This window comes from Xanthomonas sp. DAR33341 (genome assembly GCF_003992815.1).
GTDB lineage: Bacteria > Pseudomonadota > Gammaproteobacteria > Xanthomonadales > Xanthomonadaceae > Xanthomonas > Xanthomonas cissicola.
Genome location: NZ_QEYV01000026.1, coordinates 162,817 through 180,090, shown reverse-complemented (window position 1 = coordinate 180,090; position 17,274 = coordinate 162,817). Strand labels below are relative to the sequence as shown.

Sequence of the window (17,274 nt, the reverse complement as noted above, 5' to 3'; positions counted from 1 at the left end):
CGGCATCAAGCGCCAGGATTGCGGTGCGAAACCAGGGTGCCGGGCCACGGCCGCGGCAGATGCGCGCGCTATGCTGGACGCATGCCGGCCCTGCGCAGGCCGCGCTCGGTCGCCGCCCGTGGGCAGACGGCACATGTCGATGGCCGCAGCGTGCATCCGCAGGGGTGGCGAGCCGCATCATGGCGACCACATCACCCACCACACCACGTAAGGGAGTTGCATGCATCGTCGTCATTTTCTACGCAGCGCAGGTGTTGCGCTGGCGGCCGCCTCCACCGCCAGCTGGGCAGCAACCGACAAGACGCTCGCCATGCCGCCCGCGACGCTGCCGGCGACGCCACCGGATGGCCTGCCTGCGCCGTTCGCGGCGACCCCGCCATTGGCGCCGATGCGCGCTTCGGTCGATCGCATCATCGCCATCAACGGCTGCACGCGCCCGTTCCGCGCGCAGGGGCCGCGGATCGAAGCCGAGCGTCTCGGGCGCAAGACGGTGGTGCACAACTACGGGCATGGCGGCAGTGGGTGGTCGCTCTCGTGGGGTGCCGCCGAACAGGCGTTACGGTTGGTGCGTGCGGCCGACCCGGCTGCGCGCGAGCTGGCGGTGATCGGCTGTGGCGCAATCGGCTTGACCGCCGCCCTGGTGGCGCAGCGCGCCGGCTTGCGTGTGCGCATCTACGCGCGCGAGCGCCTGCCGGATATGCGCTCGTTCTATGCCACAGGCGTGTGGTCGCCGGATTCGCGCGTGTGCACCAGCGAGTACGCCACCGCAGACTTCAAGACGCGCTGGGAAGCGATGGCGCGCACGTCGTTTCGCCGCTATCAGACCTTGCTGGGCCTGCCCGGCGAGCCCATTGAATGGCGCGATGGCTATGTGCTCTCGGATGTGCCCTTCGATCAACCTATCGCCTCTGCCGAAGCGCATGAGCCGGACTATCCGCCGCTGGAGCGCGAACTGCTCGATGATCTGGGCCCGCGCTCGCAGCCGGTGGCGCCCGGTGGTCATCCATATCCGGTGCCGTTCGTGCGCCGTTACAGCCAGCTCACCTTCAACCTCAGCGCCTATGCGCGGCTGTTGATGGATGACTTCCTGCAGGCAGGCGGCGAGCTCTACACGCGCGAGTTCGAGCATCCGCGCCAATTCGGCGATCTGCGCGAGAAGATCCTGATCAACGCCACTGGCTACGGTGCGCGCGCCTTGCTGGGCGACGACAGCGTGATTCCGGTACGCGGGCAGACCGCGCGCCTGATCCCGCAACCGGAAGTCACCTATGGCCTGGTCTGGCGCGGCCACAATCTCAACGTCGTGCCGCGACGCGACGGATTGTTGGTGCAAGCGCAGGGCGCGCACGACTTCAATAACGCGGACGCCATGCCCGATCGCGCCGCATCGGAAGCGGCGGTGCGCGAGCTGGCGCGGTTGTTCGCCACACGCTGAGCGATGCGGGCGCGGTGGTGGCCTGCGTGCCGATTGCAGAGGGCATGTGTGCTGGGAGTGATGTGCAGTGGCCTCTACCGAAGGCCAGCACTGCAGGAGGTCGTGCCGGGCCAACCATTGCACCTGTTCTGGTCGTGGGAATATCGATCGGCGCCCAGGGCAGCGTCAACAGCCTATCAAGCACGCTTCAGGTCGGCGTGGATGGCGCAAGCGAACCGCAGAGTATGCGCGACCGCACCGAGCACCAGCCGCGCCCGCCAGGCGACGTACGCAGTCGTTTCATTCGCCGCTCTAGACGCTGCTCGGCATCGCCACGCTAACGATCTTCAAGCGAAGCCTGCAATGCACTGGCCAGCGCGGCGTCGCCGCTGACCAGTTCGTCCCAGCGCAAGGCCACGCCTTTGCGCTTGCCTTTCTCGACCAACTTCAAACCTTGCGGATCGATGATCAGGGTATATGCCTGGTCGCCGATCTGCAGTTGGCGACGTAAGGGTTTGTCCAGCGGCGTCATCGCACGGGCCTCGCAAAAAGTTCGACCGCCGTTGTACCGCATCGACGTGGATCGATGCTGGAGTGCAGCGACGCGGAAGCGTCGCCGCACTCATGCACATGTAATCGCTGTAGCAGGCGCGCCAATCGAATGGCCTTTCATCGCGCACGCAGCGAGCGCGGCTTGCATCACGGCACAGGTCGCCATCGCATCGGGATCACCGTTTCCACCAATCCCGCTAACACTCGCAGGACTAGCGTAGCGACCACGCGGTACCGCCTGGAGATCGAAGCGATGGAAACGGCGCGTTTTGGAAGGTCAGGTGATGTGCTCGCAATCCTGCTCTGCGGGCGAGCGAGACGCACCTTGGCGTTTTCGAAGTTGTCGTACGCGATGCATCGGCACGCTTGTTCGCAGGCGTGCAACGCGAACTCATCAAGGCATCGCCACCGACATGGCGAACCGCAGCGACCCACCCTCTGACCAACCAAAGGAGCCACACATGGCGATCAAGACTGTCGAAGACCTTTTCATCCACGAGCTGTCGGACATCTACAGCGCCGAGAAGCAGCTGACCAAGTCGCTGCCGCGTCTTGCGCGTGCGGCCACCGAGCCGAAACTGAAGCAGGCCTTCGAAACTCATCTGGAAGAAACCCAAGGCCAGATCGAACGCATCGACCAGGTCGTCGAGGTTCTGGGCATCAAGCTCAAGCGCATCAAATGCGCTGCGATGGAAGGCCTGGTGGAGGAGAGCCGCGAGGTCATCGATGAAATCGAGGCCGGCCCGGTGCGCGATGCGGCACTGATCGGCGGTGCGCAGAAGGTGGAGCATTACGAAATCGCCTCGTACGGCACCATTGCCGCCATAGCCAAGCAACTCGGTTATGCCGATGCATTGCCGCTGCTGCTTGCCACGCTGGAAGAAGAAAAGGCCACCGACGAAAAGCTGACCCTGCTCGCCGAGCAAGGCGGCAACCAGAAGGCATCCAAGGCCAGCAAGGCCGCCTGAGTCACCGCGCAGGACGGCACCGCCGTCCTGCGTCATATCCCTGCGGGCATCCCCCCGAAAGCCAGAGCCCCACGTTTCTGCCCGCTCCCTGAGTGGTCGTAGTTGCCGGGCACCAGCCATGGAGCACCACCCATGTTCATGCACAACAAGCGTTTGATGTACACCGTCCGCGTCGCCCAGCCCAATCCGGATCTGGCGACATTGATGCTGGAACAGTTCGGCGGACCGCAGGGCGAACTTGCCGCTGCAATGCGCTACTTCACCCAGGCACTGGGCGAAGACGATCCGGGCCGCAAGGATCTGCTGTTCGACATCGCCACCGAAGAGATCAGCCATCTCGAAATCATCGGCTCGATCATCGCCATGCTCAACAAGGGGCCCAAGGCAGTGCTCTCCGAGGGCATGGAAGAAGCCATGGAGATGCGCAACATGACTCAGAACAGCACCAGCCATACCCAGCAGATTCTGTATGGCGGTGGCCCGGCCTTGGTCAATTCCAGCGGCGTGCCGTGGACGGCGGCGTATGTCGACAGCATCGGCTGCCCCACGGCCGACATGCGCTCCAATATCGCGGCCGAAGCGCGTGCCAAGCTGGTGTATGAGCGCCTGATCAACGTCACCGACGATCCGGGCATCGTGGATGCGCTGCGTTTTTTGATGACGCGCGAAGTGGCGCACCAGAAGTCGTTCGAAAAAGCCTTGTACTCGATCGAGCCGAACTTCCCGCCGGGCAAGTTGCCGGGCGACCCGCGCTTCACCGACAAGTACTACAACACCTCGCAGGGCGAGGGCGACATGATCGGCCCGTGGAATGCCGGCGAACAGTGGGAGGTGATTGCAGACCGCGAAGCGCAGGCCGCCGTCGATGGTGGCGACGGCTCTGCCACGGTTGCGCTGGATGCCACGCAGACCGCGGCATTGGATGCCATGTCCGAACGCCTGCTCTCCAATCCCGAACTGGACCGCGTCACCGGTGCAGATCTGGGTGCAGGCCCGGGCGCCGGTTCCACCACCGGCGATATCCAGCGTTAAACCCGATGGGTGCAGTTGCACCCGTCACCAGCCCGGGGCCATCACGCTCCGGGCTTTTTCATTGCACTGCACAGGAGTTGGCATGAACGAAAAATCCAGACTCAACACGCACGATGAACGTCAATCGGCTTACCGCGGCAACGGTCCCGACGCATCGGTGAATGGCCGGGGCCGCAAGGATCCATCGGCGGTCCAGACCCGCGACGCACAGCCGCCGCGCGACGGCGCGCCGGAAGCGTTGCATCAACGCGGTCATGGCCGCGGTGGCAGCTTGGGCGAAGGCGAACCCGACGGTCACCCGGAACGCGATGGCAGCACCCAACCCAACTTCGGCCAGAGCGGCACTTACGGCAAGCAGCAACACATCGACGCGCAGCAACGCGCGCTGGACGACAGCGCTGGGGAATCCGAGAACAACTGAGCGATTGCCAGTCTGCCATCGGTCGGTTGACCTGCTCGCGGCGCGCTCGCCACCAAGCGACAATCAGGATCCATCAGCACTACCAAAACGATGAGGGGCCCGCTGGGCCCCTTCTTTCGTGGCTGCGTGGCGCGCGCGCTCACACCCGTGCGATCCGCGCCGAGGCCGCCTCGCTCGCCCACTCTGGCCGGACGCCTGCCGCAGCGGTGCAGCGCTCCAGTCGCCAGGGCGTAAGATGGCGCATGGCCTCTGCGCCGCCCATGTGCAGCCACTTGCTCAGGTCCGCGTCGATACACAGCGGCCGGTAGGTGGGCATGCTCGCCGATGAGGCGACGAGCAACGAGAATCCCATCTGCAGGCGTCCGCCGATGTCCATCACATTGCGCAATCCGGCGGCATACACCGCGCTGCCGTCCTGACTCAACCAGGTCGCCGCAGTGGTGCCGTCTGCCGATGCAGTGCAGACGAAACCGCACAGCGCAATGGCGCAGCGTTGGGTTTCCCAGATGGCCAGATCCACGCCGCCCAATCCGCCGGGCTCCTGCAAATGGATCGAGCGCTGCTGCCCCGGAGCGCGCCGACCGAAAGTGGCGCGCTCCTCGCGTTTGCCGCCACGGTCGGCGACCAGAATGTCGGCATCGGCGCCCACGCCGATCTCGACCCAAGCATTGCTCGCCACTCGGGCGGACAACTGAAGAATACGCGTAATCATGACTACTCCACTGTGTACATCTCGATGACCTCAGTGGTTACGCACAATGCGCGCCAACTTTTTGACGGGGGCAAAGGTCGGTGCGGCACTGGTTTCACGCAGCTTCAGTTGCACAACGCGCACTGCGAAAGCCGAATCGGCCGCAGGATCTGCATCATCGCGCAGTATTTTCCGTTGGCTGCACGTGTACAGCGCAACGCCACGTTGTTAGATGTACAAGCACGCGCAGCAGAGTTGCCAGTGAGAGGCACGCACGCAAGGCACGAGTGTCTTGCTCTCAGTACAGCGCTCTTTCACTAGCGGTCTGAATGGTTGTGTACGTCGTCATCATCGCCAGGACAGTGCCTGGCACTCGGTCCTACGCATCACACCATGTGCCGGGCTGTACATGTGCACGCCCTGCGCGCTCCAGCGGCGATACCCCTGCAGCCCGCAACGCCTTGCGATCCAACTCACCCGTTCGCCGGATTGAGCGGCAATTGGATCTCGCATTCCAGGCGCATGTCGCTGAGCTCGTAGCGCGTCTGTGCGCCATGGCTGTAGGGCAAGGCCTTTTCGATCAGGCGGCGCCCGAAACCGCTGACTTCATCACGGTCGTCGCGCGGCTGATTGCTGGCGCCTTCCTCGATCCACAACAGCTTGAGGCACGCGGGCGTATCGCTGCCGGAGACGACCTCCCAGCGGATCGACAAGGTGCCGGTGTCCACCGCCAAGGCGCCATGCTTGAGCGCGTTGGTGGCCAATTCGTGCAGTACCAATGCAAGCGTCTGCACGGTGGATTTGCGCAACGCCACGTTCGGCCCCTCCACCACGATGCGCCTTTGATCCGGCTCGGCCCCCAACGCATCCAGTTCCATGCGCAGCAAGGCGCCGATGGTGGTCGGCATATTGTCCGACTGCGACAGCAGCCCCTGCACGCGCGACAACGCGTCCAGCCGATCCTCGAATTTGACCGCGAACTCGGACATGCTCTGACTGGTCTGCACGGTCTGCTTGGCCACCGACTGCACCACCGTGATCAGATTGCGCGTGCGGTGCTGCAACTCGGCTACCAATACGCGCTGTTCTTCCTGCAGCCGGCGCAGGTTGTCCGACTCTGTGGAGGTACCCAGCCATTCCAGCACCTGGCCGCGTTCATCGCGCACCGGTGCGCTGCGCGTATGAAACCAGCGGTAGCCTTGTTCGGCCGCATTGAACAAACGGTGTTCGATATCCAGCCCGCCGCTGGACGCACTTTTCAGCCAGGCATTCATGGTCGGCTCGCGATCGTCCGGGTGCACCGCCTGCAACCAACCCAGCTCCAGGCTTTCGGCATCGCCCTGGCCGGTATAGCTGGACCATTGGGGGCTGGACCAGGTCCAGCGGCCGCCATCGAGCGAGCGCCACACCAGCTGCGGGATGCCTTCCATCAAGGTGCGCAGGCGTTGCTCGCTGCTGCGTAGCGCACGCTCGGCGCGCGTGAGCGGGGTCACGTCCATGAAGGTCAGCACCGCACCACCGATGAAATTGTCCACGGTGCGATACGGCAACACGCGCACCATGTAGCGCGCATGCGTGGTGGGGTTCTCGATCTCGCGATCGAGCACGGCCAGGGTGCGGATCACCCGTCGCGCATCATCCTGCAGTTGGTCGTAATCCACATGCAGCTTGATGTGACTGATCGGGCGCTGGATGTCGCTTTCCACCAGCGGCAGGATGTCGGTGACGGCCGGGGTGAAGTTGGTGACGCGCAATTCGTTGTCGAGGAAGACGGTGGCGATCTGGGTGCTTTCCAGCAGGTTTTTCAGATCGCTGTTGGCATGCGCGAGCTCCTGCACGCGATGGGCCAGTTCGCCGTTGACGGTGGTCACTTCCTCGTTGACCGATTGCAGCTCTTCCTTGGAGGTTTCCAGCTCCTCGTTGGCGCTCTGCAGTTCCTCGTTGAGCGACTGGTATTCCTCGTTGGAGGACTTGAGCTCTTCGTTGGTGCTCTCCAGCTCTTCGATCATCGATTGCAGGCGCTCGCGGGTGATACGCAGCTCGTTTTCCAGCACTTGCACATGACCATCGTCGTGCACGCTGTCGTCTGGGGCGGGCAGCTCCACCGGTTCGCGCGCTTCCACTTCCTGGAACAGCACCACGTAGCCGCGCGGCACGTCCGAGTCGGCGGTCGGCTCGACGAACAGGTTCACCGCCCAGGTCGCCGCGTCTTCGTGCACCTGGATGCCCTTGACGTGCACCGGTGAACGGTCGCGTTCGGCGCGGCTGAGCGCGCTGCGCAAGTCCAGGCGCAAATCGCGATGGATCAGGTTGAGCAGGTTGAGACTGGGCGTGCCACCGCCAGGGCGGATGAAGCGCCCGGCCTGCGACGAAAAATGCAGCACCTCGAATTGCTCGTCCAGCACCGCATACGCCGGCGCGTAACGGTCGGCGATGCGCTCGCCAGCGCGCACCAGTGCGTTGCTGGGGCTACGCTGCTGTATCGGCGGGGCAGGCGCCCTGCCGGCACCCGCAAGTTGCATGGTCGGAAAGGTCGCGTGCACATTGCTGTCGGTATCGATGCGCTGGAAGACCCGAAAGCTCCGCTCCACCGGGGTGAACAATTGCGCGTGCCGCGAGACGTTTTCGGCATTGCCCAGGAACAGATAACCGCCCGGACGGATGGCGAAATGAAAGATCGGGATCACCCGATTCTGCAATTCGGCATCCAGATAGATCAGCAGATTGCGGCACGACACCATATCCAACCGCGAAAACGGCGGGTCCTTGACGATGCTGTGCTGGGAGAACACGCACAGCTCGCGCAGCTCCTTGCTCACCACATAGGTGTCGCCTTCCTTGACGAACCAGCGCCGCAGCCGCTCGGGCGCAACTTCACCGACGATGCTGGAGGCATAGCGCCCCACCCGCGCGGTGGCCAGTGCGCGCCCGTCGATATCGCTGGCGAAGATCTGGATGCGTGGCGCGGTGTCCAGGGTCTCGGCATGTTCGCGCAGCAGCATCGCCAGCGAATAGGCTTCTTCGCCCGTAGAGCAGCCCAGCACCCAGATGCGCAGGCTGTCGCCGGTGTGTTTGCCCTGAAACAGCCGCGGAATCACCTGTTCCTCGAGGAATTCGAACTCGCGGCGGTCGCGAAAGAACTTGGTGACGCCGATCAGCAGGTCGTTGAACAGCTGCAACGGCTCGTCGAAACGATTGCGCAATATCTCCAGATACTGCTCCAAGGTTTCAACCTGTGCGACCTGCATGCGCCGTTGCACGCGGCGCAGGAAGGTGGCGCGCTTGTAACCATGAAAATCGTGGCCGGTGGTATTGCGCAGGATGGCGGCGACCTGGCTGAGCTTGTCGCTCTCGCTACCGTTGCGCACACCCATCGGTAGCGGATGACCAAAGCCGTGGTGGCGCTGCATGTGCGCAGCGATACGTTCAGCGATCTGCGGCAACGGCAGGATGTCGTCGGTAATGGCGGCCGGGTTGCTGGCGCTGCGCAGGTCCAGCCCATGCAGTGCGGCGTCGTCCACGGCCAGCGCCAGACCGCCGCATTCGCGGATCGCCGCGGTTCCCAGCGTGCCGTCGCCATCGAAGCGCCCCATGATCAGGCTGATCACATTGCCGTCCTGGTCATGCGCCATCGAGACGAAGAAGCTGTCGATCAGCCCGTGGTCGCTCTCGCCGCCGGACAAGGCGCGCAGGCGGATGCGCCCTTCTTCCAGGGTCACGACCGTATCGGCCGGAGGCAGATAGAAGCGACCCGGTTGCAGCCGCTCACCATCATTGGGCACCGACAGCAGGGTGGCCTGACTGCCAAGCAGTTCGCGCAGGCGCGCCTCATCCAACAATTGGCGGTCGCGCAACAGCAGCATGATGGCCAGATTCGAAGCGCCGCCAACCGCATCGAGCACTTCTGCCAGACGATCGGCGTCCATGCCTGCGGCGCCCACGCCAAGCACGAATAAGGGCGGCTGCGTGTTCGCGTCCGTGGCGATGTCGTTGGTGGAAGTTTCGTCGTCGGTCATGGCGGCACTATCGTCGCAGCGCTGGGTTCAAGCGCAATCGGTAATGATTGCGTAAAGCACGCCGGACTGCCATGCAGCACTTATTCCCATCACGCGCGCGCATTGCAGAGACCGGTCTTGGAAGCGTCTGCTTGCGCGCCGCGTTAACCTGCAGTGCGAGCACCATGCTTGCGCGCGTTGCCTGAAACGCCACCGCTCTGGAGCCTGTCATGCACGACACTGCACTCGCCGGCCGCCGCATTCTTGTTGTCGAGGACGATTACTTGCTGGCCGAAGCGCTCAACGACTTGTTGGTGGAAGCCGGCGTCAACGTGGTGGGACCGGTCGGCAATGTGCCCGACGCGCTCTCGCTGGTGGCGTCGGGTCAGGCCATCGATGGCGCCTTGCTGGATGTCAACGTGCGCGGCCAGGCGGTGTTTCCGGTCGCCGATGCATTGATGAAGCGCGGCGTGCCGTTCTCCTTCTGCTCCGGCTACGACCGCTATACGCTGCCGCAGCGCTTTGCGCATCTGTCGTACTGCATGAAGCCCTATAACCCGCGCACGATCGCCAGCTTGCTCAGCCACCAGAGCGAGACGGTCAATCACTGATCGGCGCAGGCGGGCTGGCCGTTATCGCCCGGTTCCACGCCGGGCTGCTGCAGGGCGCGCTCTTGCTCGCCGAGCTGATTGAGCAGTTCGACAGCGGCCTGATGCGCCGTGCGCAGCGTTTCCAGCGGCTTTGACCTCTCGTTGCGCAACGCATACAACGCAAAGCCCATCACGTTGAGACGGTTGCGCAACTGGTGCAGCAACTCGCGCCGCTGCCCACGCGGTGCGTCGCTCACTCCGCATCCTTGTCGCTGAGCCGGTTATGCAAGGTGCGCACGCTGATGCCCAGTTCGCGCGCGGCGGCCTTTTTGTTGAAGCGCGTACGCGCCAGTGCCGATTCGATCATCGCGTCTTCGGCCTGGCGCATGGTCCAGCCGGCAGGAATGAGCAAGCCGTCCTGATCGGCCTGCGGCACGGTCTGCTCCACATCCGGAGCGCTCAACAGATCGCCATCGGAGCGCAGATACAGATAGTGGATGAACGAGCGCAGCTCGCGCACATTGCCCGGCCAGGCATGGTAGGCCAGGTAGCGCAGCAACGATTTGGTCGGCAACTTGCGCTTGCCGTATTTGGCGTTGAGCTCGTCGATCGCGCGCAAGCCAAGCAGGCGCGCGTCGCCGCGGCGCTCGCGCAGCGGCGGCACCTGGATCGGGTATTCGTTGAGACGGTAGAACAGGTCTTCGCGCAGCACCGCCTGCTCGCGCTGCACGTGCTGATGGGTGGCTGCCACCACGCGCGCATCCAGTGCGATTTCCTCGTTGCCGCCCACGCGCATGAAGCTGCGCGATTCGATCGCCCGCAGCAGATACACCTGCAGCCGCTTGGGCATCTCGCCGATTTCATCCAGGAACAGCGTCCCGTCTGCGGCCTGCTCCAGGAACCCGGCATGCCGACGGTCGGCGCCGGTGAAGCTGCCGCGCTCGTGGCCGAACAACTGGCTGGCCAGCAGCTCCTCCGGAATGGCCCCGCAATTGACCGGTACGAAGCGTCCGCGGCGACCGGACACACGGTGGATGGCGCGCGCCACCAGATCCTTGCCGGTGCCGGTTTCGCCGGTCACCAGTACATTCAGATCGGTCGGCGCCACGCGCACGATGTCCTTGCGCAGCATGACGATGCTGTCGCTGTTGCCGACGATGCCCAGGTTGCCCTGTTGCGCTTCGCGCAGTCCCCCGAGCACCCGTTCCAGGCGTTCGGGCGCGAACGGCTTGGTCAGGAATTCGCTGACCCCGAACTGCTGGGCGCGGCCCTGGGTTTCGCGCGCGTAATCGCCCGACACCACAACGATCTGCGGGGTGTGGTCCGGGTCGAGCCGTTCGATCAGATCGAAACCGCTGCCGTCTGGCAGGCCAACATCCACTACCAACAGGTCGGGAAAGTTGATGTCCAGCCAGCGGCTGGCTTCGCCAAGGGTGTGAATGCCCTTGGCATGGAAGCCGCTATCGGTGGCAAGTTCAACCACCTGATCGCAGAACTCCACGTCGTCGTCGATGATGGCGCAGGAAAGACGGTCCATGAGCGCTTCTGTCCGCAATGACTGATACATGTTCAGTTGAGAATTGTGAGGGCCGCGCGAAATGCGCTGACACACCACATCGAAAATTGCCTGTTGCTGTCACGCTCTGTGAATGATGCGGCGCCCTTCCCCCAGTCGAGCCCGCCCTGAGGGTGGTGAGCGAAGTACGCATGGAAGCGCTCGTTCGCGCCAGTGCCAAGCGTCACGCTCTGGGTAGGCCGCCGCGTCGAGAATGCCGAAACGCCAAGGAGTGCAAGGTTTGCCGCGGCAGCGCCAGTCCAACGACGGGTGCCGTCTTGATCGAGCGCTGGCTGAGCTCGCTTGCGTGCCTGTATCGGAGCCAGGATATCAGCCGGGGCTGACGTAAGCCGACGCCACCATGGCGCCGCATGAACCTCAGGAACCGCATCGGGTCTGCTGGGTTACCCACAGCCTACGCACCGCTTGTGGAGGCAGCGTGCACAACGCGCTCACGCATTCCTTCTGGGGTGCGGCGAACACTCGCCCGATCCAGCGAGCGAGGTGTCCCATGCACGCAGTCTCGGCGCCCGTGCAGGCCGATGTGCAAACCGAATTGGACTACTGGCGTGGCGAACACCGCCGAGGCCAGCTTGGCTATTACGCATTCGATGGCATTCCCGAAGGCACGATCCGGGCAGTCTGCGCGGCATACAACGCGCGCCCGCACCTGACCGATGCGGAAGCGATCAAGGCCGTGCGCGATGCGCTGCGCCTTACCCCCGGCTCGATGAATGCCGTGCTCGCCGATTGGCTGGCGCCGCGTTGCCTGCGTCACTTACGCCAAGGATGATGCGCCCACCGGTTGGGCTCGCTTGATTGGTGCGTTGCACGCCTGCCGTGATCGCAGCGGGATTCTAAGGGGGAGCAAGGTGCCCCACGGTGCGCCAGGTCAATCTTTTCCGCGCGTGATGGGCGCAGGCTTGGTGTTGGAAATATGCGTCGGCACGCGGTGGTCTTGCGCTGCCACGTCCCGCTGCTCGCGCGCCGGGCAGGTGCCAGCTGCGCCTGACCGGCCGGCATCCCGTCCCGTGGCCCCTGTGCCGGCACTACCGTACCCGACCAGGCGTTAGGAGAAACCTGTGGAAGCGCTGCTGCTGTCCCGTATCCAGTTCGCCTTCGTCATTTCGTTCCATGTGTTGTTTCCGGCCTTCACTATTGGCCTGGCGAACCTACTCGGTTTTCTGGAATGGCGGTGGCTGCGCACGCACGACGAGACCTGGAAGCGGCTGTACTTTTTCTGGTTGCGCATCTTTGCGGTGTCGTTCGGCATGGGTGTGGTCAGCGGCATCGTCATGGCCTTCCAGTTCGGCGCCAACTGGCCCGAGCTGAGCCGCATTGCCGGTAGTGTGATCGGCCCGTTGCTGAGCTATGAGGTGCTTACTGCGTTCTTCCTGGAAGCCAGCTTCCTGGGGGTGATGCTGTTCGGCTGGGGCAGGGTTTCCGAACGCCTGCATTTCTTCGCCACCTGCATGGTGGCGATCGGCACGCTGGTGTCCACGTTCTGGATCTTGTCGTCCAACAGCTGGCTGCACACCCCGCGTGGCTACGCGATGGTCAACGGCATCGTGCAACCGGTCAGCTGGCTGCAGATCATCTTCAACCCGTCGTTTCCGTATCGTCTGGTGCACATGGCCCTGGGCTCGTTCATCACCACCTGCTTCGTGGTTGGCGGCGTCGGCGCTTACTACCTGCGCAAAGGGCTGCATGTGGATGCCGGCGCCCGCATGTTGCGCTTGTCGGTGGCATTTGCCGCCATCGTGCTGCCGATCCAGATACTGGTGGGCGACCAGCACGGGCTCAACACGTTGGAACATCAGCCGCTCAAGGTCGCCGCGATGGAGGCGCACTGGCACAGCGAAGGCCATGGCGCCGGCGTGCCGTTGGTGGTGTTTGCGCTGCCCAATGCAGAGGCCGAGCGCAACGACTATGAGGTGGCCATCCCGCGCCTGGGTAGCCTGATCCTGACCCACAGCGCAGACGGCGACATTACGCCGCTGACGTCGGTGCCGCCCGATCAACGGCCGCCGGTGGCGCCGGTGTTCTTCGCCTTCCGCATCATGGTGGGTCTGGGGATGACGATGCTGTTGCTGGCGTGGATCTCGGCCATTGCATGGTGGCGTGGACGCCTGCATGCCAGGCCGCTGATCCTGGCATGGAACCTCATGCTGCCGGCGGGATTCATGGCGCTGGTGGCCGGCTGGTTCGTCACCGAGATCGGGCGCCAGCCGTGGGTGGTGTACGGGCTGCTGCGTACTGCCGACGCGGTGGGCCCGCAATCGACTGCGACAGTGGCGGTATCGCTGCTGGTGTATTTGCTGGGCTACGCATTCGTGTTCGGCTTCGGCATCTTTTATCTGACCAAGCTGGTACGCGCCGGGCCGCAACCCAGCCGCGACGGGCCGGATGTGGCCGGTGGCGACCACACGCCGGCACGCCCGCTGTCTGCAGCAGAGACGTCACTGGAACAGGAGAACACGCCATGGAACTGAGTTACTGGTTGCCGGTGGTGTGGTTTGGCGTGATCGGTTTCGGCGTGCTGATGTACGTGGTGCTGGACGGCTTCGTGCTCGGGCTGGGCATGCTGGCGCCGTTCGCGCGCGACGAACAGGAAGTGGACCTGATGATGAACACCGCCGCGCCCATCTGGGACGGCAACGAAACCTGGCTGGTGCTTGGCGGCGCCGGTCTGTTCGCTGCGTTTCCCACGGCGTATGCGGTGATCCTGTCCGGCCTGTACCTACCGGTGCTGTTGATGGTGATGGCGCTGGTGTTTCGTGGGGTGGCGTTCGAATTCCGTTTCAAGGCACAGCGCTCGCGGCGGCTGTGGACCTTGTCGTTCATTGCCGGCTCGATCCTGACCGCGTTCGCGCAAGGCATCATCCTCGGCGCGCTGGTGGAAGGCATGCCGCTTACCAACGGGCGCTATACCGGCGGCGTGTTCGGCTGGTTCAGCCCGTTCACCATCCTCACCGGTGCTGCGCTGGTATTCGGTTATGCACTGCTTGGCAGCACCTGGTTGATCCTCAAGACCGATGGGCGCACCCACACCTTGGCGCGGCAGCTGACCAAGCCGCTGGTGGGCGTGGTGGTGACCTTCGTCGTGCTGGTCAGCGCGTGGCTGCCGTTCCTGAGCTCGCATGTGATGGCGCGTTGGTTCGAGCACGGCAATTTCTGGTGGCTGTCGCCGATTCCGCTGATGACCGCAGGCATAGCGCTTGCGCTATGGCGCAGCAGCGACAGCTCGCGCAGCGATGCATGGCCCTTCCTGTTGACCCTGGCGATCTTCGTGTTGGGCTTCATTGGCCTGGTGTTGGGCATGTGGCCGTATCTGGTGCCGCCGAGTTACACCATCTGGCAGGCGGCCTCGCCGCCCTCTTCGCAGATCTTCCCGATGGTGGGCCTGGTGGTACTGCTGCCGCTGGTGCTCGGCTATACGGTGTGGTCGTACCGTGTGTTCCGCGGCAAGATCGCCGCCGATGTGGGCTATCACCATCACCACTAGGCGATAGTGCGGCGCGCATGCGATATGCAGTGCGTTGAGACACATGCATCCAGGCAAACGAACAGCGCCCGCGCGGCGGGCGCTCCAGCGATACTGGCGGCTTGCTTCAGCGTTTTTCCGATCCGTCCGGCCGTTCGTAGTCGTGTTCGGGATCGGCCTTGTTGACGTCAGGATCATCGTCGGGCATGTCGTGCACCTTCCATTCGACATCCTCGTTGCGACGCTCCTGCGGCGTAAACGGCTTTTTCTGGTCGTCTTCCGGGCCCCAAGGCTTTTTCGGTTCGCTGCCCATGCTCATCTCCTGCGTGGTCGTCATCACCCAACGCTAGGCGCGCAGGCATTGCGGGGTGGTGAACGAAGCCCGGTGGTTGCGTGAAGTGCGTATCTGGCGATTCACTCTCACAGTGGAGCGCGCAGGCCCGGCTTCGCACGCCTCGCCGCCTCGCAAACGGCTCAAGCCGCTTCACCCGCCAGTCTGCGAATGCGGCGCCTCGACCGGCTTGGACTGCGGCGAATCCTTCTGCCGCAACCAGATGGTCAAGACCACCAGCGAGAACACCGCCAGGAACTCGCTCTGCCAGTTCTGCATCGATTCGAACCAGAACGATGCGCTGGTGAAATGCTCCAACACCGTGACCGGTGGCAAGCCCTTCTGCGCACGTTCCGCTACCTCCAGCCGCCAACTGCCGACCAGGTGCAGCGCAAAGCTCATCAGGAATAGCGCCGCGAACGCGATTGCCAGGGAGTGGTCGTACAGCCGTCTCCATACCCCACCGGCACGTACCGGCCAGGGCGTGGGTCCGGATTTGATCTCAACGGTTTCTTCCGTGGGAGCGAGCGGGCGCGATTCGGCAGAGCCCACCTGACGCAACTTCACGGTGAGCAGCACGTACATCCCCATCTGCAGGAATTCGCTCTCCCAGTTTTCGAACAATGCAGACATGAAATGCGGGCTGTGCAGATACGCAGACAGCAGCAGCGTCGGCTGCCCCTGCTCGCGCAACTCATCGTTGTACGCGTGCAATCCGGCATAGACCTGGCAACCGATGAAGAAGATAGTCAACGCAAGCAGACACAACGACAGCCCATTACGACGCAAGAACATGGATGACCTCCTGGCGATGCGCGCAGTATCGAGCGTCCTCGGCAAAACCGCATGAAGTTTACGTGCAGCCGCGCTGTTCTGCATGCCACCGCATTGCCGGTGTACTGCCTGCCGCGCACAGGGCGCGATCGGCAACACACGCCATGCGCACATCGTTTAGCCCGGATATTTACGTTTGCGTCACCACACTGGCGTGCAACCAACAAAGTCACTGCCAGGAGACCACGATGCCCGTACCCAACTATCCACGCCCGCCCTTCAAGCCACAGAAGCAAAGCTTTCCCGGCCGCACCGAGAAGATGGATCCGCGCCCGGACCATGGCGAAGACAGCTACGTAGGCCACGGCCAGTTGAAAGGCAAGCGTGCACTGATTACCGGTGGCGACAGCGGCATCGGCGCTGCGGTTGCCATTGCCTATGCACGCGAAGGCGCGGATGTGGCGATTGCCTTTCTTCCCGATGAGCAGGAAGACGCCGCGCGCATTGGCGCCTTGATCGAAAAGGCCGGCGTCAAGGCGCTGCTGGTGGGATGCGACATCAGCGACCCCAGCCAGGCAGCGGCCTTGGTCGACAAAGTCAACAGCACCCTGGGCGGCCTGGATATTCTGGTCAATAACGCCGGTTACCAGAAGTACTTCGAGACCTTCGAGGACATCACCCTGGACGAATGGCGCAAGACCTTCGACACCAACGTGCATGCGGCCTTCAATCTGGTACGCCTGTCGGTGCCGCTCATGACCGACGGCGGCTCCATCATCAACACCGCCTCGGTGCAGTCGAAGAAACCTACGCCCAACATTCTGCCCTACGCCGCGACCAAGGGCGCGCTGGCCAACCTCACCATCGGCCTGGCCGGTGTGCTGGCGGAGAAGAACATCCGCGTCAACGCGGTGCTGCCGGGCCCGATCTGGACACCCTTCATTCCCTCCGGCATGGACGAAGAATCGGTGGAAAACTTCGGCGGGCAGACCCCCATGGGGCGCCCGGGTCAGCCGGTCGAGCTGGCATCGGCGTATGTCATGCTTGCGGCCGACACGGCCAGTTACACCTCCGGCACCTTGCTGACCATCTCTGGCGGCGCGGTCACGCTGTAACGCTGTCGCATTGTTGCCGGGCCCGCGTCGCTGATCGAGCGACGCGGGCTTTTTATTGGGCCACTTCTTTCGTGGATTCTCGGCGCGCATTAGCGCACGCCACATCGCGCTCGCTTGCCGTGCAGTCACTCGGGGGCATTGCCACAGCGCGCAAAACGCACAGCCGAGGTGAGCTTCCGGTCAACGTTGCGCTCGCGTGGCACACACCCCTTCCTGCGGTTGCGCTCACGGTCGGCCTCCTACCGTAGATGACGTTGGAACGTGATGCACGACCCCTCTTCGAAACAGTGCTGCCCGCCACGCCTGCGTGGCGCAGGTGCAAACCCACTGCTGGCGTGACGACATCACCCCT

16 protein-coding genes and 1 pseudogene are annotated in these 17,274 nt (G+C 63.7%); 9 read left to right on the top strand and 8 right to left on the bottom strand.

What is annotated here, in order from left to right:
• The first annotated feature begins 220 nt into the window (after nucleotides 1-220).
• Complete coding sequence (locus tag EO156_RS12135) at nucleotides 221-1,435, top strand: FAD-dependent oxidoreductase (RefSeq protein WP_029829467.1); 1,215 nt, start codon at nucleotides 221-223, stop codon at nucleotides 1,433-1,435.
• 316 nt (nucleotides 1,436-1,751) lie between these two features.
• Here EO156_RS12135 and EO156_RS12125 read toward each other — a convergent pair whose 3' ends face one another.
• Nucleotides 1,752-1,946, bottom strand: coding sequence for a hypothetical protein (locus EO156_RS12125; RefSeq protein ID WP_003489627.1), 195 nt, complete (start codon nucleotides 1,944-1,946; stop codon nucleotides 1,752-1,754).
• A 481-nt stretch (nucleotides 1,947-2,427) separates the two neighbouring features.
• Between EO156_RS12125 and EO156_RS12115 the strand changes: the two genes are divergently transcribed.
• The 3 genes from EO156_RS12115 (at nucleotide 2,428) to EO156_RS12105 (ending at nucleotide 4,387) form a co-directional block, all read left to right on the top strand.
• The gene (locus tag EO156_RS12115; protein WP_003489632.1) at nucleotides 2,428-2,934 is read left to right on the top strand and encodes a ferritin-like domain-containing protein; all 507 of its coding nucleotides are present in this window, start codon (nucleotides 2,428-2,430) and stop codon (nucleotides 2,932-2,934) included.
• Nucleotides 2,935-3,066: 132 nt separating this feature from the next.
• Nucleotides 3,067-3,966 carry a manganese catalase family protein gene (locus EO156_RS12110; RefSeq protein WP_003489633.1) on the top strand — a complete coding sequence of 300 codons (900 nt, stop codon included), beginning with the start codon at nucleotides 3,067-3,069 and terminating at the stop codon, nucleotides 3,964-3,966.
• An 82-nt stretch (nucleotides 3,967-4,048) separates the two neighbouring features.
• Nucleotides 4,049-4,387 (top strand): hypothetical protein, encoded by a 339-nt coding sequence (locus EO156_RS12105; RefSeq protein WP_016849356.1) that lies wholly within the window; start codon nucleotides 4,049-4,051, stop codon nucleotides 4,385-4,387.
• Between the two features lie 139 nt (nucleotides 4,388-4,526).
• On the opposite strand, the gene EO156_RS12100 is transcribed toward EO156_RS12105, so the two are convergent.
• The 3 genes and pseudogenes from EO156_RS12100 to EO156_RS12090 all read right to left on the bottom strand — a co-directional run bounded on the left by EO156_RS12100 (nucleotide 4,527) and on the right by EO156_RS12090 (nucleotide 9,094).
• The gene (locus EO156_RS12100; protein WP_005911287.1) at nucleotides 4,527-5,099 is read right to left on the bottom strand and encodes a hypothetical protein; all 573 of its coding nucleotides are present in this window, start codon (nucleotides 5,097-5,099) and stop codon (nucleotides 4,527-4,529) included.
• Between the two features lie 30 nt (nucleotides 5,100-5,129).
• Nucleotides 5,130-5,322 (bottom strand): annotated as a pseudogene (locus EO156_RS12095) (hypothetical protein).
• Nucleotides 5,323-5,551: 229 nt separating this feature from the next.
• Nucleotides 5,552-9,094: a CheR family methyltransferase gene (locus EO156_RS12090; protein ID WP_016849355.1), complete on the bottom strand. Its 3,543-nt coding sequence runs from the start codon at nucleotides 9,092-9,094 to the stop codon at nucleotides 5,552-5,554.
• A gap of 209 nt (nucleotides 9,095-9,303) precedes the next feature.
• Between EO156_RS12090 and EO156_RS12085 the strand changes: the two genes are divergently transcribed.
• Nucleotides 9,304-9,684: a response regulator gene (locus EO156_RS12085; RefSeq protein ID WP_016849354.1), complete on the top strand. Its 381-nt coding sequence runs from the start codon at nucleotides 9,304-9,306 to the stop codon at nucleotides 9,682-9,684.
• Here EO156_RS12085 and EO156_RS12080 read toward each other — a convergent pair.
• Together EO156_RS12080 and EO156_RS12075 are read right to left on the bottom strand one after the other, a co-directional pair.
• Nucleotides 9,678-9,920, bottom strand: coding sequence for a hypothetical protein (locus tag EO156_RS12080; protein ID WP_003490034.1), 243 nt, complete (start codon nucleotides 9,918-9,920; stop codon nucleotides 9,678-9,680). The genes EO156_RS12085 and EO156_RS12080 overlap by 7 nt on opposite strands.
• Nucleotides 9,917-11,200, bottom strand: coding sequence for a sigma-54 dependent transcriptional regulator (locus EO156_RS12075; protein ID WP_005921984.1), 1,284 nt, complete (start codon nucleotides 11,198-11,200; stop codon nucleotides 9,917-9,919). Before EO156_RS12075 ends, EO156_RS12080 begins: the two co-directional genes overlap by 4 nt.
• A 529-nt stretch (nucleotides 11,201-11,729) precedes the next feature.
• Between EO156_RS12075 and EO156_RS12065 the strand changes: the two genes are divergently transcribed.
• From EO156_RS12065 to cydB, 3 genes are all read left to right on the top strand, one after another.
• Entirely contained in the window at nucleotides 11,730-12,011 is a 282-nt protein-coding gene (locus EO156_RS12065; protein WP_016849353.1) for a hypothetical protein, read from the top strand.
• 289 nt (nucleotides 12,012-12,300) lie between these two features.
• Nucleotides 12,301-13,710 (top strand): cytochrome ubiquinol oxidase subunit I, encoded by a 1,410-nt coding sequence (locus EO156_RS12060; protein ID WP_003490039.1) that lies wholly within the window; start codon nucleotides 12,301-12,303, stop codon nucleotides 13,708-13,710.
• On the top strand, nucleotides 13,701-14,723 hold the full coding sequence (gene cydB / locus EO156_RS12055) for a cytochrome d ubiquinol oxidase subunit II (RefSeq protein ID WP_016849352.1): 1,023 nt from the start codon (nucleotides 13,701-13,703) through the stop codon (nucleotides 14,721-14,723). The genes EO156_RS12060 and cydB overlap by 10 nt, the downstream gene beginning before the upstream one ends.
• Nucleotides 14,724-14,829: 106 nt before the next feature.
• On the opposite strand, the gene EO156_RS12050 is transcribed toward cydB, so the two are convergent.
• Together EO156_RS12050 and EO156_RS12045 are read right to left on the bottom strand one after the other, a co-directional pair.
• Nucleotides 14,830-15,039, bottom strand: a complete 210-nt coding sequence (locus EO156_RS12050; RefSeq protein WP_005926675.1) for a hypothetical protein — start codon at nucleotides 15,037-15,039, stop codon at nucleotides 14,830-14,832.
• Between the two features lie 147 nt (nucleotides 15,040-15,186).
• On the bottom strand, nucleotides 15,187-15,828 hold the full coding sequence (locus EO156_RS12045) for a DUF6766 family protein (RefSeq protein ID WP_016849351.1): 642 nt from the start codon (nucleotides 15,826-15,828) through the stop codon (nucleotides 15,187-15,189).
• A gap of 227 nt (nucleotides 15,829-16,055) precedes the next feature.
• Here EO156_RS12045 and EO156_RS12040 point away from each other — a divergent pair, with 227 nt between their 5' ends.
• Complete coding sequence (locus tag EO156_RS12040) at nucleotides 16,056-16,922, top strand: SDR family oxidoreductase (RefSeq protein ID WP_015463646.1); 867 nt, start codon at nucleotides 16,056-16,058, stop codon at nucleotides 16,920-16,922.
• Nucleotides 16,923-17,274: the final 352 nt, after the last annotated feature.